18 protein-coding genes are annotated in these 18,420 nt (G+C 71.4%); 3 read left to right on the top strand and 15 right to left on the bottom strand.

Annotated features, from left to right (window positions below; translation table 11 throughout):
* Positions 1-30 precede the first annotated feature (30 nt).
* From FXO23_RS39725 to FXO23_RS39700, 6 genes are all read right to left on the bottom strand, one after another.
* Positions 31-894: a shikimate dehydrogenase gene (locus FXO23_RS39725; protein WP_158892130.1), complete on the bottom strand. Its 864-nt coding sequence runs from the start codon at positions 892-894 to the stop codon at positions 31-33.
* Complete coding sequence (gene mltG / locus FXO23_RS39720) at positions 881-2,428, bottom strand: endolytic transglycosylase MltG (protein ID WP_246258298.1); 1,548 nt, start codon at positions 2,426-2,428, stop codon at positions 881-883. Before mltG ends, FXO23_RS39725 begins: the two co-directional genes overlap by 14 nt.
* A 1-nt stretch (position 2,429) precedes the next feature.
* Positions 2,430-2,921, bottom strand: coding sequence for a Holliday junction resolvase RuvX (gene ruvX / locus FXO23_RS39715; RefSeq protein ID WP_158892128.1), 492 nt, complete (start codon positions 2,919-2,921; stop codon positions 2,430-2,432).
* Positions 2,918-5,578 (bottom strand): alanine--tRNA ligase, encoded by a 2,661-nt coding sequence (gene alaS / locus FXO23_RS39710; RefSeq protein WP_158892126.1) that lies wholly within the window; start codon positions 5,576-5,578, stop codon positions 2,918-2,920. The genes ruvX and alaS overlap by 4 nt, the downstream gene beginning before the upstream one ends.
* 84 nt (positions 5,579-5,662) lie before the next feature.
* Positions 5,663-5,971 carry a hypothetical protein gene (locus FXO23_RS39705; protein ID WP_158892124.1) on the bottom strand — a complete coding sequence of 103 codons (309 nt, stop codon included), beginning with the start codon at positions 5,969-5,971 and terminating at the stop codon, positions 5,663-5,665.
* A 2-nt stretch (positions 5,972-5,973) separates the two neighbouring features.
* Entirely contained in the window at positions 5,974-6,381 is a 408-nt protein-coding gene (locus tag FXO23_RS39700) for a DUF948 domain-containing protein (RefSeq protein ID WP_158892122.1), read from the bottom strand.
* Positions 6,382-6,555: 174 nt separating this feature from the next.
* Between FXO23_RS39700 and FXO23_RS39695 the strand changes: the two genes are divergently transcribed.
* Positions 6,556-8,634, top strand: coding sequence for a phosphocholine-specific phospholipase C (locus FXO23_RS39695; RefSeq protein ID WP_158892120.1), 2,079 nt, complete (start codon positions 6,556-6,558; stop codon positions 8,632-8,634).
* A 227-nt stretch (positions 8,635-8,861) separates the two neighbouring features.
* Here the strand turns inward: FXO23_RS39695 and FXO23_RS39690 are convergent, their stop codons facing one another.
* Positions 8,862-9,077, bottom strand: coding sequence for a hypothetical protein (locus FXO23_RS39690; protein ID WP_158892118.1), 216 nt, complete (start codon positions 9,075-9,077; stop codon positions 8,862-8,864).
* A gap of 26 nt (positions 9,078-9,103) precedes the next feature.
* Between FXO23_RS39690 and FXO23_RS39685 the strand changes: the two genes are divergently transcribed.
* Complete coding sequence (locus tag FXO23_RS39685) at positions 9,104-9,352, top strand: DUF6879 family protein (RefSeq protein WP_158892116.1); 249 nt, start codon at positions 9,104-9,106, stop codon at positions 9,350-9,352.
* 15 nt (positions 9,353-9,367) lie between these two features.
* Here FXO23_RS39685 and FXO23_RS39680 read toward each other — a convergent pair whose 3' ends face one another.
* The 8 genes from FXO23_RS39680 to FXO23_RS39645 form a co-directional block, all read right to left on the bottom strand.
* Positions 9,368-9,850 (bottom strand): hypothetical protein, encoded by a 483-nt coding sequence (locus tag FXO23_RS39680; RefSeq protein WP_158892114.1) that lies wholly within the window; start codon positions 9,848-9,850, stop codon positions 9,368-9,370.
* Between the two features lie 72 nt (positions 9,851-9,922).
* Positions 9,923-10,498, bottom strand: coding sequence for a 1,2-dihydroxy-3-keto-5-methylthiopentene dioxygenase (locus FXO23_RS39675; protein ID WP_158892112.1), 576 nt, complete (start codon positions 10,496-10,498; stop codon positions 9,923-9,925).
* Positions 10,495-11,127, bottom strand: coding sequence for a methylthioribulose 1-phosphate dehydratase (gene mtnB / locus FXO23_RS39670; protein ID WP_158892110.1), 633 nt, complete (start codon positions 11,125-11,127; stop codon positions 10,495-10,497). Before mtnB ends, FXO23_RS39675 begins: the two co-directional genes overlap by 4 nt.
* Positions 11,124-11,840, bottom strand: coding sequence for an acireductone synthase (gene mtnC / locus FXO23_RS39665; RefSeq protein ID WP_158892108.1), 717 nt, complete (start codon positions 11,838-11,840; stop codon positions 11,124-11,126). The genes mtnB and mtnC overlap by 4 nt, the downstream gene beginning before the upstream one ends.
* The gene (locus FXO23_RS39660; RefSeq protein WP_158892106.1) at positions 11,837-12,862 is read right to left on the bottom strand and encodes a s-methyl-5-thioribose-1-phosphate isomerase; all 1,026 of its coding nucleotides are present in this window, start codon (positions 12,860-12,862) and stop codon (positions 11,837-11,839) included. The genes mtnC and FXO23_RS39660 overlap by 4 nt, the downstream gene beginning before the upstream one ends.
* Before the next feature lie 2 nt (positions 12,863-12,864).
* Positions 12,865-13,995, bottom strand: coding sequence for an acyl-CoA dehydrogenase family protein (locus FXO23_RS39655; RefSeq protein ID WP_158892104.1), 1,131 nt, complete (start codon positions 13,993-13,995; stop codon positions 12,865-12,867).
* 105 nt (positions 13,996-14,100) lie between these two features.
* On the bottom strand, positions 14,101-15,714 hold the full coding sequence (locus tag FXO23_RS39650) for a purple acid phosphatase family protein (RefSeq protein WP_158892102.1): 1,614 nt from the start codon (positions 15,712-15,714) through the stop codon (positions 14,101-14,103).
* 101 nt (positions 15,715-15,815) lie between these two features.
* On the bottom strand, positions 15,816-17,186 hold the full coding sequence (locus tag FXO23_RS39645) for a replication-associated recombination protein A (RefSeq protein ID WP_158892100.1): 1,371 nt from the start codon (positions 17,184-17,186) through the stop codon (positions 15,816-15,818).
* 164 nt (positions 17,187-17,350) lie between these two features.
* On the opposite strand from FXO23_RS39645, the gene FXO23_RS39640 reads away from it, so the two are divergent.
* Positions 17,351-18,391, top strand: coding sequence for a PQQ-dependent sugar dehydrogenase (locus FXO23_RS39640; protein WP_158892098.1), 1,041 nt, complete (start codon positions 17,351-17,353; stop codon positions 18,389-18,391).
* Positions 18,392-18,420: the final 29 nt, after the last annotated feature.

Below are 18,420 nucleotides of genomic sequence, written 5' to 3'. Positions count from 1 at the left end.
TCCTTCCAGAAGGCAGTCGGCCAACGTAACTCAGCCCAGCGGCAGCGACAAGATGTTTCCGGTCGCCGCGCGCAGCGCGTCCCGCATGGCCGCCCGCGGCGCCGGTCGGCCGGTGAACTGCTCCACCTGGCCGAAAGCCTGGTGCAGCAACATGTCCAGCCCGGTGGCCAGCCGCCCGCCCCGCGCGGCGACCGCTTCGGCCAGCGGTGTCGGCCACGGGTGGTAGATGACGTCCAGCAGGCACCGGGCGCCGGTGAGCGCGTCCAGATGCGGGTGCAGTGCCTCCGAGGGCACCGTGCTCACCAGCACCGACGCGGAACCGGCCAGTTCGGCGAAGTCCGTTTCGGACCAGGGCAGCACCTCGACGGCGAGCCCGGCGAGCCGCGCCGCGGTCACCGTTTCCCCGGCACGCGCCGGATTCCGCACGACCAGCCGGACGCGCCCCAGGCCCAGTTCGGCGAACGCGACCACGGCCGCCGCCGCGGTGCCCCCGGCGCCGAGCACGACCCCGGTCTCCCCCGTCAACGGCCGGTAGCCGCCCGCGGCGCGCAGCGCGCCGGTCACCCCGTCGACGTCGGTGCAGTCGGCGAGCCAGCCGTTTTCCTTGCGCACCAACGTGTTCGCCGCGCCCACGGCCTTCGCGCGGGGGGTGACCCCGGTCGCGAACTCGAGCGCGGCGCGCTTGCCGGGCATGGTCACCGAGAGCCCGATCCACTCCGGTCCGAGCCCGTCGACGAGCCCGGGCAGCCCGTCTGCGTCGGTCTCGATCCGCTCGTAGGTCCAGTCCAGCCCGAGTGCGCGGAAGGCGGCGCCGTGCAGCACCGGCGAAAGCGAGTGCTCGACCGGTTTGCCGAGCACCGCCGCCTTCCGCGCCGGGGAATCAGTAGGCGCCACGGGCCTGCGCCTCGCGTTTGTTCTGCTCGTGCTGCTCGTTGGTGTCGGCGAAGCAGGACAACCCGTTCTTCTCGCATTTGACGAAGAACAGCCACGCGCCGTCGGCCGGTTTCTCGGCCGCGGCGATGGCCTCCTTGCTCGGCGCCGAAATCGGCGTCGGCGGCAGGCCGGTGTTCTGGTACGTGTTGTACGCCCCGGCGCGCGCCCGGTCCTCCGGTTTGGTCCGGACCACCGGCCGGTCCAGCACGTAGTTCACCGTGGAGTCCAGCTCCAGCCGCATGTTCTTGGCGATCCGGTTGTAGATCACCCGGGAGACCTTCGCGAAGTCCTGCTGCACGCCTTCCCGCTCGATCAGCGAGGCGATCACCAGCACCTGGTACGGGGTCTTCCCGGTCCCCTCCGCCGCGGCGGGCAGCCCCGCGGACTGCATCCGCGTGGCGGAGGTCTTGAGCACCGCGCCGAGCAGTTCCCGGGCGTTCCAGCCCGGTTTGACGTCGTACACGCCCGGCGCGATCAACCCTTCGATCCGCCGGTTCTTCTCGACCTTGCCCGCCTCGGTGGCCGCCCACTCCGGCACGCCCAGCGCGGCGAGATCGGCCTCCTCGAAGGTCTTGCGCAGTTCCTCCACCGGGACGCAGGTGCTGACGCCGTCGATGGTCGCGCACGAGGCCTTCATCAGCTGGGTGAGCACGCCGTCGGTCGTCTTGCCGTCAGGCTGCTTGATGTCGTCGAGCTGGGTGCCGGCGCGCAGCTGCATGACCCCGACCCGGGACGTCGGTTCGACGAGTTTGCTCACCGCGTTGGCGCCGGACATCTTCTTCTTCAGCTGGTAGTAGCCGGGCTGGATGCTGCGGACCTTGGTGTTGTCCTCGGCCGCGTTGACGAACGCCTTGGGACTGGCCACCACCCCGGCGTCGGTGAGCTTGGTGCCGATCGCGTTGGTGGAGTCGCCGTCGCTGACCTGGACCAGCACGTCCCCCTCACCGGCGCCCTCGAAGTCCTCGTACCCGAACACCGCGTCGATGCCGAACCACGCGCCTCCGGCCAGCAGCGCGATCACCGCGATCGCGGCCAGCCAGCCCAGCGCGCGACGCCGCTTGCGCGGTTTGTACGGCCGCTCGTGTTCGGGGCGCTCGTCCTCGAAGTACTGGGGTTCGGCGCGATCTTCCTCGTCGTCGTCGAAGAACTCGTCTTCGGCGTACTCGTCGTCGTACTCGTCCTCGTAGTACTCGTCTTCTTCGTAGTACTCGTCTTCGGCGTACTCCTCCTCGGGCTCGAGGTGGATGATCTCGGTCGGGCGCTCGTCCGGCGGTGGCTGACGGTTCGCCCGGCGGCCACCCTGGGGCCGCCGCTCGAAGACCTCGAGACCGTGATCGTCCGGATTCCGCCGGGGCGCGGGTCCGCGGTCGACCGGCGGCGGGGGCACCTGGCGGCGCGGCTGCGGCGGGCGCGGCGGACGGCCCGGTCCGGGCTGACCGGGTGGCGGTGTCGGCCTGTGTCGCCCGGTTCCGAACGCGTCGAACGGTTCGTTCACGTCAGGATTCACCCGCCCGGGCAAGGTAGGCCGCGCGGCCGTCGAGCCAGCCCTGCAGGATTTCCACGGCTGCGGCCTGGTCCACCACGGCGCGTTGCTTGCGGCCCTTGACTCCGCGCTGCGACAGCATGCGCGCGGCGCTGACCGTGGTCAGGCGCTCGTCGGCCAGCCGCACCGGCACCGGTGCGATCCGCTCGGCGAGCCGGTCCGCGTACCCGGCGGCGGTCTGGGCGGCCGGTCCGTGCCGGTCGGCCAAGGTCCTCGGCAGTCCCACGATCACCTCCACCACCTCGTGCTCGGAAACGAGTTGGGCAAGCTGACCGAGATCGCTGTCGTCGTGCTCATCACGCGACAGGGTAACCAGGGGGGTGGCGAGCATGGGGGCCGGATCGCTGAGCGCGACACCCACCCGGACAGACCCGACATCGACCGCGATCCGCCGGCCGCGCCCGGGATCGGAAATCCCGGGGCGGTCGGGTTTTCTCGGCTTCACCTCGCGGCGATCGCGGTCCGCAGCGCGGCGATCGCCTGGTCTATTCCGCCGGGGTTGGTCCCGCCGCCCTGCGCCATGTCCGGCTTGCCGCCGCCGCGCCCGCCGATCGACTCGGCGAAGGACGGAACCAGTTTCCCGGCGGCGAAGCCCTTGTCCCGGGCGGCCGCGGTGGTGGCCACGACGAAGCTCAGCTTCTCGCCCTGCGGCGCGAACAGCGCGACCACACCGGGCCGGGAGCCGAGCCGGTTGCGCACCTCGGTGGCCAGGGCGCGCACGCCGCCCGAGTCGACGCCGTCGGCGAGCTTCTCGGCGACCAGTGCGACCCCGCCGACGTCCTGCGCCCGTTCCGCGAGCGAGCCCGCCGAGCCGAGCACCTGCTGGGTCTTCAGCCGCTCGATTTCCTTCTCCGCGTTGCGCAGGCGGCCGAGGACGTCGTCGATGCGCGACGGCAGCTGGTCGGTGGGCACCTTCAGCGTGCTCGCCAGCTGCGAGACCAGCAGCTGTTCCTTGCGGACGTACCGCAGCGCGTCCTGGCCGACCAGCGCCTCCACGCGGTGCACACCTGAACCGATCGAGGCGTCCCCGACCAGTTTCACCAGGCCGAGCTGACCGATCCGGTCGACGTGCGTGCCGCCGCACAGCTCGCGCGAGTACTCGCCCATGTCCACCACGCGCACGTCGTTGCCGTACTTCTCGCCGAACAGCGCGATCGCGCCGAGCTCGAGCGCCTTGTCCTTGGTGGTGACGTAGGTCTGCACCTCGACATCGGTCTGCAGGTAGTCGTTGACCTCTTCCTCGACCTCGGTGAGCACGTCCGGGGAGACCGCACCCGCGGTGGTGAAGTCGAACCGCATGCGGCCCGGCGAGTTCAGCGAACCGGCCTGCGCGGCCCGGCGGCCGTAGGCGCCGCGCACGGCCGCGTGCACCAGGTGCGTGGCCGAATGCGAGCGCGCGATCGCGGCCCGCCGGTGCGCGTCCACCGAACCGGTCAGCTCGGTGCCCACGCCGACCTCCCCGCTGAGCACCTCGACGCGGTGCACGAACAGGCCCGGCACGATCTTCTGCACGTCGTGGACCTTGAGCTCCACGCCGTCGCCGACCAGCACACCGGTGTCGGCGACCTGGCCACCGCTCTCGGCGTAGAACGGGGTGCGGTCGAGCACCAGCTCGGCCTTGCCGCCCTCGGCCACGCTGCGCACCGGCCGCCCGTCGGCGAGCAGGCCGATGACCTTCGCGGTCGCCTGCAGGTCGGTGTAGCCGAGGAACTGGGTTTCGCCGTGCTGCTCGAGCACCTGCCGGTACACCGACAGGTCGCCGTGGCCGCTCTTGCGCGAGGCGGCGTCGGCCTTGGCCCGCTGCCGCTGCTCCTCCATGAGCGTGCGGAAGCCGTCCTCGTCGACCTGCAGGCCCTGTTCGGCGGCCATCTCCAGGGTCAGGTCGATCGGGAAGCCGTAGGTGTCGTGCAGCTGGAAAGCCTTGTCCCCGGCCAGGATGTCGCCACCCGAGGACTTCGTCTCCTCGGCGGCCAGGTCGAAGATCCGCGAGCCGCTGGTGAGGGTGGCCAGGAAGGCCTCCTCCTCGGCGCGCATGACATCGCTGATCCGGTCGAAGTCGCGGGCGATGTCCGGGTAGGACGGCGCCATGGCGTCCCGCACGACCGTGGCGAACTCCGGCAGGACCGGTTCGTGCACGCCGAGCAGCCGCATCGACCGCACGATCCGGCGCAGCAGGCGCCGCAGCACGTAGCCGCGGGCTTCGTTGCCCGGGGTGACGCCGTCGCCGATGAGCATCACGCCGGAGCGGGCGTGGTCGGCGATGACGCGGAACCGCACGTCGTCGGTGTGGTCGCGGCCGTACTTGTGCCCGGAGAACTCCTCCGCCTTCGCGATCACCGGGCGGACCAGATCGGTTTCGTAGACGTTCTCCACGCCCTGCAGCAGGTAGGCGACCCGCTCGACGCCCATGCCGGTGTCGATGTTCTTCTTCGGCAGCTCACCCAGGACCGGCCCGCCCTTCTTCGGGCTGACGTCACCGCGGAGTTCCTGCATGAAGACCAGGTTCCAGATCTCCAGGTAGCGGTCCTCGTCGACGGCCGGGCCGCCCTCGCGGCCGTACTCCGGCCCGCGGTCGAAGTAGATCTCCGAGCACGGCCCGCCGGGACCGGGCACGCCCATGTCCCAGTAGTTGTCCTCGGCGCCGCGGTACTGGATCCGCTCGGCCGGGATGCCGGTGACCTTGCGCCACAGCCCGGCGGTCTCGGCGTCGTCCTCGTAGACGGTCGCCCACAGCCGGGCCGGGTCGAAGCCGAAGCCGCCGTCGGCCTGGGACTTGGTGAGCAGGTCCCAGGCGTGCTCGATCGCGCCTTCCTTGAAGTAGTCGCCGAACGAGAAGTTCCCGGCCATCTGGAAGAAGGTGTTGTGCCGGGTGGTCTTGCCGACCTCGTCGATGTCGCCGGTGCGCACGCACTTCTGGATGCTGGTCGCGCGCGGGTACGGCGGCGGGACCTCACCGAGGAAGTACGGCTTGAACTGGACCATGCCCGCGTTGACGAACAGCAGGTTGGGGTCGTCCAGGATGAGCGACGCGCTGGGCACCCGGGTGTGCCCGCGCTGTTCGAAATGCTTCAGGAAGCGATTGCTGATCTCGTGCGTTTCCACTGGTTTTCCTTGCGATGCGGCGGCAGGCGAACGCCTGCCGCGCCGGGTTCGGGACGGCTGCGGCGGCGGAGGGCGTGGCTGTGCTCAGCCCTCCGCCCGGCGCGCTCGCCGAGGACGCCGCTGCTGGGCGGCGTGCCGGCCGTCGGCCGCGCGCGGGGCGGGTGACACCCCGGACCGCTGCTCCACCATGTCCTGCAGTTCCTGTTCCCGCTCGTTCATCCCGGCGCGCACCTCGGCGCCGAAGGACCCGACGGCGCCGGCCAGCTCGCGAACGGCGTCGCCCAAGTTCGAGGCTAACCCCGCGGGCGACGCCTGACGAGCGGTTTCGCTCGCCTTGCGGGAGAGGGCGACCCCGGCCGCGACGCCGACACCGAGCCAGAACAGGCGCTTCATGGCTACTTCTTCCCCTTCCGGCCGGGGCGGCGCGAGTGGCGGCCGTTGTCGTCGCCCTTGGCCTTGCGCCGGGCGCGGATGGCCTTGCTGATCCCGTAGGACAGCGCCGCGGTCTTGACCAGCGGGCCGCCGAGCGTCGCGGTGAACACCGAGGACAGGGCGGACACGTTCCCGGTCACCGCCTGCGCGTTGGCGGTGATGCCGTCCACCCGCTCGAGCTGGGTGTTCACGTGCGTGATGGTGTCGTTGGCCCCGATCAGCAGCGGGTCGGTGTTCTCGTGCGCCTTGCGGATCGCGATCGTCGCCTCGTCGAGGGTGCGACCGAGCTTGATCAACGGGATCGCCAGCAGCACCACCAGCAGCACGAACGCACCTGCGGCGATCAACGCGGCGATCTGCCCTGCCGACACGGGCCCTCCTCGGAGATTAGGCGGCGTGAATGGCGGTCAGGCTACCGCGCGCGACCGCGACCGGGCGCGTCGGCCCATCGCGCGATCACGGAGCGCAGCCGGACGACCCCGCCCGTCCCAGGTCTTCCCGCCACGTTCTTGTGCGGTTCACGTTCTCCGGCAAAGGTGACCGGCATGCCCTCTCTGTCTCGCCGTCGCATGCTGGGCGTGTCCGGCGCCGCCCTGGCGGGTTCCCTGCTGCCGCCGTCCCTGCACACGGCCATGGCCGAACCGATGCGCCGCGGCGGCCTCGACGCCGTCGAGCACATCGTGGTCCTCATGCAGGAGAACCGGTCCTTCGATCACTACTTCGGGTCGCTGCGCGGGGTACGCGGATTCGGCGACGCGCATCCGCTGGAGCTGCCCGGCGGCGGGCCGGTGTTCGCGCAGCCGAATCCGGCCGGGGGCGCGGTGCTGCCGTTCTCGCTGCGCCGGGAGGCCGAGCGGGAGGGCCGCGACCCTTCGGACATCCAGTACCTGGGCGACCTCGACCACAGCTGGAACGGCACCGGCAAGGCGTGGGCGGGCGGCTGGAACAACGGCTGGATCGGGGCGAAGGGTCCGGCCACGATGACGTTCTACGACCGCGCCGACATCGCGTTGCAGTACGAGCTCGCGGACACCTTCACCCTCTGCGACGCCTACCACTGCTCGATCTTCGGCTCGACGAATCCGAACCGGAACTTCCTGTGGACCGGCACGGTCGGGTTCGAGCCGGGGACCCGACAGCGCGCGGTGACCAACGCCGCCTACTCCTACGACCACCCCGGCTACGAGTGGACGACCTATCCCGAGCGGCTCGAGGCGGCGGGCGTCTCGTGGCGGATCTACCAGGAATGGGACAACTTCACCGACAACGCGGTGGAGTACTTCGTGCCGTTCAAGAAGGTCGGGCGGAAGGTGCTCGACTCGGTCGACGGGAAGTACCGGACCACCGAGGAGTTCTACTACGCGCTGTTCGACAAGTCCGCGGACGAGCGCGAGCGGCTGCTCGGCCAGCTGGCAGCCGGGCGCGCCAAGCTGAGCGCCGCCGAGCGGAGCCTGTTCGACCGGGCGCTGTACCGCAGCGAGCCGAAGACCCTGGTGTCCCGGTTGCGCGCGGACATCGCGGCGCGGCGGCTGCCGCGGGTCACCTGGCTGGTCCCGTCGGCCGCCGACTCCGAGCATCCGGGCGCGTCCACCCCGGTCGGCAGCGCGAACCTGATCTACGACGTGCTGGACGCGATCGCCGCGGATCCGGCCACCTGGTCGCGCACGGTGCTGCTGGTGAACTTCGACGAGAACGACGGCTACTTCGACCACGTCCCGCCGCCGGTCCCGCCGGTGTCCTCGGCCGAGGACTACTTCGGCGGCCAGCCGCTCGGCCTGGGCCCGCGGGTGCCGATGACCGTGGTGTCGCCGTGGACGGTCGGCGGGTTCGTGGACTCCACGGTGTACGACCACACCTCGGTGCTGAAGCTGCTGGAACGCTGGACCGGGATCGCCGAGCCGAACATCAGCCCGTGGCGGCGGACGGTGACCGGGGACCTGCTCGGCGCGTTCGACTTCGCCCGCACCGGGCACCCGCCGCGGCTGCGGCGACCGGGCCCGGTGCCCGCGCCGATCGACCGCTGGCATCCGAAGGCGCCCGCGGAGCAGGTCATGCCCGAGGCCGAACCGGGCGCACGGCCCGCTCGCGCGCTGCCCTACCAGGCCGCGGTGTCCGGCGGGCTGGACGCGGCGGGCAAGCTGGTGCTGTCGCTGCGCAACTCCGGCCGCGCGTCCGCGCATTTCGCGATCTACCCGTACGCGGGAGAACTGCCCGCCCCGGCGCACCGGGACGTCACCGGCGAACTCGCCGAGACGCTCTCCCCCGCCGCCGACGGCTACCGCGTGGTCGTCCAGGGACCGAACCGGTCGTGGTGGGAACTGCGCGGCAGCCGGTCCGGCGCGGCCGCCCGGGCCGAGGTCCGGACGCGGTTCCTGCCGCGCCGCGGCGGGCTCGAGCTGACCGTGGTGAACCCCGGTGACCAGGCGCTGACCGTCCGCCTCACGTCGGCGCGGTACGGACGCGCGACGAAGGTGCTGCGGGTTCCCCCGGGCCGCTCGGCGAGCACGGCCTGGCCCGCGTGGCGGGGCTGGTACGACGCCCGGGTGACCGTGGATTCGGATCCCGCCTTCCTCCGCCTGCTCACCGGCCGGGTGGAGGACGGCCGCCCCGGCATTTCCGGCTGACCAAGGCGGTGCCGTATAGGCCGTTATACGGTTGTCGGCTGAGCGGTGAGATGACCATGCCGATCCGACATCCGACCGCGTGGGCGTAAGCCTGCAGGCGCTGGGCCGAGACTTCTTCGCGTTGGAGTCTGCCATCCGGCAGACGAAGGCCGCGTCACATCCCAGGGAGGCGACGACCTCGCGCTGCGTCAGGCTGCGGTTCTTGCGCAGCCGGACGAGTTCGGTGATCAGCTCACCGATCGGATCGACGAACGGCGCGGCACGCTCGGGTTGGTAGGCCATAGTTCCGTCGGGCTGTCGAGCGGAAACCTCGGCGGACACGTGATCTGGTTGTGGCGCACGCGTTCTTCGGCCTCGGCCTCGCAGGCGCTGCAGCCGTAGATCGCGTCCGGGGTCGACCGGTTGGCGACCTGATACAGCCCGCCGCACAGCAGAATGATCACCTCACCCGCCGGAGGCCGCGCACGGTATGAACGACGACGCCGGCGAGGACATCCGGTGGATCACGGAATCCCGTGCCCGCGAACTCGTCATGCCGAGCCACGACTTCTACTTCTTCGATGATCAGCGGGTCGCTATTCTCCACTTCGGCGAGAATGGCGTTGCCGGTGCCGAAGTCGCCGACGATGATCGGCTCTTATCCTTCGACGATCAGCTGCGCCAGCTCCGCAAGAGCGCCCGGACACCCCTCAGCGACTACCAACCGGCCCAGGCCTAGTTCGTCCCGCGGTGATCACGCGGTTCGGCTGCGGACTCGGAAATCGCCCCGGGTGATCTCGCGTCCCGGCTCGCGCGCCCCGTGGCACCGCTTCACCTGTTCCGGGGAGGTGAAGCTGATGGCGTCCTTCGTGCCGTTGTCGCGCACCGTCAGCGCGATCGGCTCCCCGGGGGAGGCGACCGCGAAGTCTTCGGCGTCGCTCACCACCGCGGTCACGACACCGACCGGGCCCTCGACTCGGACGCAGTCGACCCGGGCGACCATCCAGCCGATCCGCTCGTCGTTGTGGTGCGACATCCAGACCACTCCCCGGCCAGAGCGGCCGTCTCCCTGTGCGTGAACCGAGAACTCGAAGACCGACTCCGGGTTGTGCGTGTCGATCTCGGCGTTGCCCAGCACCGAGCCACCGCGTGCGGCACCGGCTTCGGCGGTTGCCGCCCCCGCCGTGGCCAGCAGCGCGATCGCCAGGCAGATCGCTGTTTTCGCTGTCTTCTTCATATGGCCAGGATCGCGGGCGCGGCCCGGGCGAGCTTCCCGCTCAGGGTGGAAGTCGCTCCCGCCCGGGGAGGACTACCGGGTCGCGACCAGGGTGTCGAAGCTGGGGAAGGAATCGGCGATCGCGGAGCCGGTGAAATCGCCGACCCAGCCTTCGTCGTCGTGGAAGAACCGGATCGAGACGTAGTCCGGCCGGGTGCCCATGTCGAACCAGTGCGTGGTGTTCGCCGGAACGCTCAGCAGATCCCCGGCCTCGCACAGCACCGCGTACACCCGGCCGCCGATGTGCAGGTAGAACACCCCGGCGCCGCGGGCGAAGAACCGGTCCTCGTCGTCGGCGTGGGTGTGCTCGGCGAGGAACTTGCGCCGCGCCCGCGCGGCCTCTTCGGCCCATGCGGGATCGTCGGACGGGGTCATGTGCTTCGCGTCGACCAGGACGTATCCCTCGGTCCGCACCACGCGGTCGACCTGTTCGCGGTAGGCCGCCAGCACGTCCTCGGACGTGGGCTCGGCGGGCAGGTCGTCCACCACGTCCCAGCGTTCGAACCGCACCCCGAGCTTGCCCAGTTCCGCGGCGATCTCCTCGGCGTCCTCGGTCCGGGTGAGCACCTCGTCCGGGGCGTCGTCGGCCCATACGGTCAGCAGTGTCACAGCATTCCCCTTCCCGCTGGTTCGAGTTTCGTGGCCACGGTGAACCGCAGCAACCATTCCAGGCATTCCAGCCGGTGCCGGGCCTGGCGAAGATCCGCACCCCACACGTAGACGCCGTGCCGGGCCACGATCAGGGCGGGCGTGTCGGCGCGGAAACCGGCTTCGAACGCGTCGCCGAGTACGCGCATGTCCTGGCCGTTGGGGATCACCGGGATGGTGACCTCGTCGTCGTGCGCGGCGCGGCCGAAGCCCTTGAGCATCTCCAGATCGCGGAGCGGGACGCCGCCGGGCCACTGCTCGGCCGCGACGACCGGGGCGAGCACGTGCACGTGCACCACCGCGCCCGCACCGGAGACCGCGGCGATCCGGCCGTGCAGCCCGGCCTCCGCCGAGGGCCGCTTCTCCGGATGCGGCTGATCGGCCACGGCCAGGCCGTGCTCGTCCACGACCACCACGTCGTGCTCGGTGAGTTCGCCCTTGTCCAGCCCGCTGACCGTGACCGCGAGCCGGAGCGGATCCCGGCCGAGGACGACCGAAAGATTCCCGGACGTGCCGCGCATCCAGCCCATTTCCGTGTAGCGGGCGGATTCCGCGGCGAGCGCCCGGCCCGCGTGCTCGAGCGCGGTCATACCGGCCGCACTCCGATCCCGTCGAACGAGCCGATCTTCGGATGCGCGCCGAAGTCGGCGTCGCCGTAGGGCTCGCCGTCCCGGGCGACGCCGACGGTCTGCCACCCGGCCGCCGCGGCGGCGTCCAGTTCGGCGGGCACGTCCGAGAAGAACACCACCTCGCCCGACGGGGCGCCGAGTGCCGCGGCGATCGCGCGGTAGGACCGTTCCTCGCGTTTGGGCCCGGCGTTCACCGTGTCGAAGTGGTGCGTGAACAGCCCGGTGAGGTCGCCGTCGGTGGTGCGGGAGAACGAGGCGATCTGCCCGGCGACCGACCCCGAGGAGAAGACGGCCAGGTTCAGCCCGGCCGCGTGCCAGGACCGCAACGCGGGCGCCACGTCACCGAAGAACTCCGTGACCAGGTCGCCGACGGCGTAACCGCGCTGCCAGATCAGCCCCTGCAGGGTCTTCAGCGGCGCGATCTTCTGATCCGCCGCCATCCACCCGTGCAGCACGCGCACGATCTCGTCCGTTCCCGCGGATTCGGGCAGTTCGGCCAGTTTCCGGATCTCGGCGACCGCGTCGAGCACCACCGGATCGTCCGGGTGTTCGTCGATCCACGGGCCAAGGCGGGGACGCGCGTAGTCGTAGAGCACCACGTGCACCTGGCTCGTCGCGGTGAGGGTGCCCTCGATGTCGAGGACGACCCAGGTGGCGGAGAGTTCGGCGGTCACCGGTCGGTGTCCCCTTCCTGGTAGTAGGCGGCGAGTTCGCCCGGGGCGAAGGCACCGCGATCGGTGACCACCGACGTGACGAACCGGGGTGGGGTCACGTCGAAGGCCGGGTACAGCCCGCGAACCCGATGGCTCGCGGTTCTCCGCCCGAGCGCGCTCAGCACCTCTTCGCCGGAGCGGTACTCGATCGGCACGTCCGCCGCGGTGGCCGCGCGGCGGTCGGGCGCCTGGACCATGGCGTGGAACGGCACGCCGAACGCGTGCGCCGCGACGGCGAGGCCGAGCGTGCCGATCTTGTTCACCACGTGCCCGTCCATGGTCACCCGGTCGGCCGCGGTCACCAGGGCGGCCACCTCGCCGGAGGCGAGCACCGCGGCGCCCGCGCCGTCGGTGACGACCGTGGCGTCCACGTCCATTTCGGCGAGGGTTTCCGCGGTGAGCCGGGCGCCCTGGAGGTACGGGCGGGTCTCGGTGCAGACGAACCCGAGCCGCTTCCCGGCCCGCCGCGCGGCGGCGACCAGTTCCACCAGATACAGATCCGCCCAGCAGTGGGTGAGCACGGAACCGTTGTCCGGCAACAGTTTCGCGGTGTGCTCCCCCAGCGCGCGGCTGCGCGCGCGGTACCGTTCGTCCCCGGCCCGGGCCCCGGCGAGCGCGGCGGCCACCAGCGCGTCCCCGGTCACCCCGCCCGCGTTGTCTACTGTGGACAGTACCGTGTGGACGGCCTTGCGCAGGTGGTTGTTCGTGCGCCGGGTCTCGACCAGGCGTTGCCCAGTGCGCTCCAGGTACTCCCGGGCCGCGGCCGGATCCAGCCCGGCGGCTTCGCGGGCGGCCAGCACCAGCGCCAAGAGCGCGGCGAAGTACGGGCCCGAGGACTGGGTCACCATGTCCTCGATGGCGACCGCCACCTCCTCGGCGGTGCGGCAGCGCACCCAGACGCGTTCGAACGGGAACTTCCGGCGGTCCAGGATGTCCACGCCGTCATCGGTCAGCCGGACGCTGTCGGCGAGCACGGGAAGCATGACTAGCTGTACCCGGTGATCGGCGGCCGGGCGCCGGTGAGGAACCGCGCGCCGACCTCACGTGCCTTGTACGCCACCGGATCGTGCAGGGTCAGCGTCCGGGCGTTGCGCCAGAACCGGTCGAAGCCGTACTTCGACGCCGTGGCCCGCGCGCCGACGAACTCGAAGACCCGGGCCGTGGTCTCGTTGACCACCCGGGTCGCCACGACCTTCGCCGCGGACACCGCGACCGCCGCGGCCGCGCGGTGTTCGGCGGTCAGCTCGAGCCCGGCCGCGTCCGCCTCGCCGAGCGCCTCGGCGGCCCGGTCGGTGAGCAGCCGCGCGGCCTCGGCGTGCGCGACCAGTTCGCCGTAGCCCGCGAGGATGTACGGATCCGCGGTGGCGGTGTCCACTTCGGACAGTATCCAGGGCCGGGTGCGGTCCCGGGTGTAGGCGGCGCCCTCGGCCAGCGCCCCTTCGGCGAGGCCGACGTACACCTGGCTCAGCATCAGCTGGAATCCCAGGGCGGCCAGCGAAAGGCGGAGCGCACGGGGTTCGACATCGCCCTCGGGCTGGTCGCCGAGGACGTCGGCCGCGGCGACCGCGACCCGGTCGAAGACCACCCCGCCGCTCGCGGTCAGCCGCTGGCCGATGTTGTCCCAGTCACCGGGATAGCTGATGCCCGGCGCGCGGGCGTCCGTCACGAAGGTGAGTTTCTCCCCGGTGTCGGCGCGGGTGCCGCTGACCACCAACCGGTCGGCCACCGCGGCGCCGGTCGCGAACGTCTTGCGCCCGTCGACCAGGAACCCGGTCTCGGTCGGGGTCAGTTCGAGCGCGGCGTCCAGCGGATTGCTCACCCCCGCCCAGAACCGGGAATGTTCGGCGAGTTCGGGCTTGCCGAACAGACCGCAGCGCCAGAGCTGGAGGTAGTGGTAGCCGAGCAGGTGGCCGACCGAGGCGTCCGCGGCGGCGACGATCCGGGTGACGGTGTTCGCCGCCGCCCAGCCCTCCTCGGCCAGCGCCTCGAGCAGGCCGGATCGGCGCAACAGCTCGACTTCCTCGGTCGGCGCCGCCCCGGCTCGGTCCCGCTCGGCCGCGTCGGCCCGCAACTTCGCGGCCAGCTCCTCGGCCGTCTCCCGCCACCCCGCCGCCATGCGTCCCCCTTCGCTCGTGAGCAAGGGACCTTCGCTACGGCTCAACCGGAGCGAGGGACCTTTACTACGGCTGAATCGTAGTAAAGGTCCCTCGCTGCAAGCACGTCACGCGTCGCCGGGATCCGCGCCCAGTCCGGTCACGGAGAGCGACGAAGGGTCGAAGCCCCGGTGGAAACCCGCGGTGCGCCGGAGGGCGAACCGGTCGATTTCGGCGCCGTCGCCGGACAGGGTGCGCACGGTCAGCGTGGTGTCGCGACCAGGGAACGCGGGCCGCGCGTCGATGGCCAGGAAGGCGTAACCGGTGTAGCGGACCCGGGACCACGCGACGGTCTCGGTCACCTTCCCCTTGCCCGGGGCCCAGTAGTAGGACGGCACGTCGACATGGGGACCTTCGTGGCCCGCGTAGGTGTCCGGGGCCGGGAAGTCGTACAGGCTCTTGCCGCCCCCGCCGCAGGTCGCGTAGACCGTGCCGTCCCGATCGGGGTGCACGGTGTCGCCGATGCGCACCGCGCGGGTCACCCGGCCCGCGCGCAGCGCGTCACTGCGTTCGTAGACGTGGTTGTGCCCGTTGATCACCAGGTCGACGTGGTACCGGTCGAACAGCGGGACCCATTCGTCGCGCACGCCGCCGTCGGAGGCGTGCGCCCGGGTGGTCGAGTAGGCGCAGTGGTGGAAGAACACGACGACGAAGTCGACGTCCGGCTGCAGGCGCAGGTACCGCAGCCGCCGCTTCAGCCACGCGGTCTGGCCGCCGCCCGTGTAGCCCCGGTTGGCCGGGATCTCGTTCGAGACGTCGTTCGCGTCCAGCGACACCACGCCCACGTTGCCGTAGATGAACGAGTAGGCGCTCGGGCACCCGGCCGGACCGGAGCCCGGGAAGTCCCAGCGCGCGAGCTGCCCGCCGTAGCCGTCCGGCGAGTACAGCGCCTCCATGTCGTGGTTACCGGTGGTCACCATCCACGGCACGGACGCGGCCAGCGGTTCGATCTGCCCGAAGTAGGCGTCCCACACTCCGGGATCGAAGGTGTCGTGGGCGGAGTCGGGCGTGCCGCCGATCGGCAGCCCGGCGCCGTTCGGATCGGCGTAGGCGATGTCCCCGGCGAGCAGGTGGAACGCGGGCTTCTGGCGGGCCACCGCGCCGTCGACGGCGAGCGCGTGCGTGGTCACGCCCTGATCGCCGAACGCGGTGAAGGTGAACGCCTCGGCGGGGAAGCCGCGGGCGGGCGCGGTGCGGAACGGGTGCCCCGGCTCGCCGACCGGGTCGTAGCCGTCGTGCCCGGCGATGTACCGGTAGCCGTGCCCCGGCCGCAGGCCGCCGACCTCGGCGTGCACGTAGTACTGGTCCCGCGGGGCGATCACCCCGGCCACCTCGGAGTGCAGCGTGCGGAGTTCGGCCGGGATGCGGTGGCTCCACCGGCCGGGCCGCTCGCCCGCCTCGGCGACCCGGACGAACGGGTTGCGCACCGGGGCGGGCACCTGCCACGCGATCCGCATGGTGGTGCGCGGATTGCGGCCGAACGCGAGGTGGCGGCCGGCCGGCGCGACCCGGTCGCCGGTGGCGTAGGCCGCGCCGGGCAGCAGCAGCGGGCCCGCCGCGAGCAGGGCGCCACCGGCGGCCGCACCCTTGAGCATCGAGCGTCTGCTGAGGAATTCGTGCTGTTCGGCCATCGACAGGCGATCGGCCAGCGCGCCGGGCACGCCTACTCGGGGGATCTCCATGGGCGGCATATTCGCCGACCCGCATGCCACGAAACCGACGTGCGGGCGAACGTCAGCCGTCCAGCTTCCCCGAATCTGCCCAAGGGGTCGCCAAGACCGCTTTACTCACCGCGGATGGTGCGCCGCAGCTTCGGGACCCGTTCGGCGAGCGTGCGCTCGGCGCCCCGCTGCGTGGGGTGGTAGTAGTCCTGCCCCACCAGTTCGTCCGGCGGGTACTGCTGGGCCAGCACGCCTTCGGGGACGTTGTGCGGGTACCGGTAGCCCTGCGCGTTGCCGAGCTTCGCCGCGCCCGCGTAGTGCCCGTCGCGCAGATGCGGTGGCACGGTGCCGATCTTCCCGGCGCGCACGTCCGCCAGCGCCGCGTCGATCCCGGTGATCACCGCGTTGGACTTCGGCGCGGTGGCCAGGTGCACGGTCGCCTGGGCCAGCGCGAGGCGGCCTTCGGGCATGCCGATGAACTGGACCGCGTGCGCCGCGGCGACCGCGGACTGCAGCGCCGTGGGATCGGCCATGCCGATGTCCTCGCTCGCGTGCACCACCAGGCGGCGGGCGAGGAACCGCGGGTCCTCCCCCGCTTCGATCATCCGCGCCAGGTAGTGCAGCGCGGCGTCCACATCGGACCCGCGGATCGACTTGATGAACGCGCTGATCACGTCGTAGTGCTGGTCGCCGTCACGGTCGTACCGGACCGCCGCCTTGTCCACAGTGGACTCGACCGTGGCGAGGTCGATGGTGCGGTGCTCGGTCGCGCCCGCCGCGTCGGCGGCCGCCTCCAGGGCGGTGAGCGCCCGGCGGGCGTCACCCGAGGCGAGCCGCACCAGGTGTGCCTCGGCGTCCTCGGTCAGCTTCAGCTCGTCGTTCAGGCCGCGTTCGTCGCTCAGCGCGCGCCGGATCAGGTTCCGCACGTCGTCGTCGGTGAGCGGCCGCAACTGCAACACCAGTGAACGGGACAGCAGCGGGGACACCACCGAGAAGGACGGGTTTTCCGTGGTCGCCGCGACCAGCAGCACCGTCCGGTCCTCGACCGCGCCGAGCAGCGCGTCCTGCTGGGTCTTGGAGAACCGGTGCACCTCGTCGATGAACAGCACGGTGTTCTCGGCGTTGTAGTTGCGGCGCCGCCGGGCCTCCTCGATCACCCCGCGGACCTCCTTGACCCCGGCCGAAAGCGCGGACAGGGCGACGAACCGGCGCCCGGTCGCGGTCGAGACCAGATTGGCCAGGGTGGTCTTACCGGTGCCCGGCGGACCGTAGAGCAGCACCGAGGCCGGGGCCGCGCCCTCGACGAGCCGGCGCAGCGGGGCTCCCTCGCCCAGCAGGTGCTGCTGGCCGACCACCTCGTCGAGCGAACGCGGCCGCATCCGCACCGCGAGCGGCGAGCCGGCCGGCACGGCCACCTGCCGGGGCGCCTCGCTCGGCTCGGGTGGCGGCTGGCCCAGATCGGGGTTCACCGTGAAGAGTTCGTCCTGCTGCACCCTTTCACGGTAGTCGCGCCCACCGACACTCGTTATGGCGGCTGTGAATGCCCTCACCCGGAGTAACGGATTCCCTACGATCGTCGGCTGCCCGGCCCGTCGGGCGGCCCTACGCTGGGGTTCGCGCGCGTACCGCCCCCTCCCCTGCACTCAAGGAAGTACGCATGAGAACTCGACAGCTCGCCGTGGCCGCCCTCGCGGCCGCCACGGTGGCCGCGGGCATCACCGCGGCCTCGGCCTCCGCCCAGCCCGCTCCCTTGGCCCCCACGACGATCGCCTCCCGGCTGAACGTGCCGTGGGCCATCGCTTTCCTCCCCGACGGCAGCGCGTTGTTCACCGAGCGGAACACCGCCAAGGTCCGGTCCATCCGCTCCGGGCAGGTCGCCGATGTCCAGACCATTCCCGGTGTCTCCGCCGCGGGCGAGGGCGGTCTGATGGGCATCGCGGTCTCCCCGAAGTACGCCGAGGACAAGACGGTCTTCGTGTACTACACGGCCGCGAGCGACAACCGGATCGCGAAGTTCGTGCTCGGCCAGCAGCCCCAGCCGATCGTGACCGGCATCCCGAAGTCGTCCATCCACAACGGCGGGCGGCTGGAGTTCGGCCCGGACGGTTTCCTGTACGCGGGAACCGGCGACGGCGGCAACCGCAACAACTCGCAGAACCTGAACTCGCTCGGCGGGAAGATCCTGCGGATCACCGCGGACGGCCAGCCCGCGCCGGGCAATCCGTTCCCGAATTCGCGGGTCTACTCCTACGGGCACCGCAATGTGCAGGGCCTCGCCTGGGGACCCGGTGGCCGGATGTACGCCTCGGAGTTCGGCAACAACGCCTACGACGAGCTGAACCGCATCGAATCCGGCAAGAACTACGGCTGGCCGACGTGCGAGGGCACGTGCTCGGATCCCCGGTTCGTGAATCCGCTGCTGACCTGGTCCACTTCGCAGGCTTCGCCCAGCGGGCTCGGCTACTACCAGGGTCACCTCTACATGGCGGCGCTCGCCGGGCGGCGGCTGTGGAAGATCCCGGTGAACGCCGACGACGGCGTCGGTCAGCCGCAGGGGCTGTGGCAGGGCACCTACGGGCGGCTGCGCGCGGTCGCCGCGGCGCCGGACAACACGCTGTGGGTCGGCACCAGCAACCGCGACGGCCGCGGCAGCCCCGCCGCCGAGGACGACCGCATCCTCAGCACCACCGGCACCTGAGGTTCTTGCGCGAGGAGGGCACTTTCCCG

Source organism: Amycolatopsis anabasis (assembly GCF_009765355.1).
GTDB classification, from domain to species: domain Bacteria; phylum Actinomycetota; class Actinomycetes; order Mycobacteriales; family Pseudonocardiaceae; genus Amycolatopsis; species Amycolatopsis anabasis.
The sequence above is the reverse complement of the archived record's forward strand: the minus strand, read 5'-3'. Positions and strand labels throughout refer to the sequence as shown.

Bases quoted from the DNA above. Each gene is read 5' to 3' on its own strand.
- FXO23_RS39650 (WP_158892102.1), bottom strand. From the start codon at position 15,714: ATGGAGATCCCCCGAGTAGGCGTGCCCGGCGCGCTGGCCGATCGCCTG.
- FXO23_RS39640 (WP_158892098.1), top strand. From the start codon at position 17,351: ATGAGAACTCGACAGCTCGCCGTGGCCGCCCTCGCGGCCGCCACGGTG.
- FXO23_RS39705 (WP_158892124.1), bottom strand. From the start codon at position 5,971: ATGAAGCGCCTGTTCTGGCTCGGTGTCGGCGTCGCGGCCGGGGTCGCC.
- FXO23_RS39695 (WP_158892120.1), top strand. From the start codon at position 6,556: ATGCCCTCTCTGTCTCGCCGTCGCATGCTGGGCGTGTCCGGCGCCGCC.
- mtnB (WP_158892110.1), bottom strand. From the start codon at position 11,127: ATGACCGCGCTCGAGCACGCGGGCCGGGCGCTCGCCGCGGAATCCGCC.
- FXO23_RS39660 (WP_158892106.1), bottom strand. From the start codon at position 12,862: ATGCTTCCCGTGCTCGCCGACAGCGTCCGGCTGACCGATGACGGCGTG.
- FXO23_RS39655 (WP_158892104.1), bottom strand. From the start codon at position 13,995: ATGGCGGCGGGGTGGCGGGAGACGGCCGAGGAGCTGGCCGCGAAGTTG.
- FXO23_RS39680 (WP_158892114.1), bottom strand. From the start codon at position 9,850: ATGAAGAAGACAGCGAAAACAGCGATCTGCCTGGCGATCGCGCTGCTG.
- FXO23_RS39685 (WP_158892116.1), top strand. From the start codon at position 9,104: ATGAACGACGACGCCGGCGAGGACATCCGGTGGATCACGGAATCCCGT.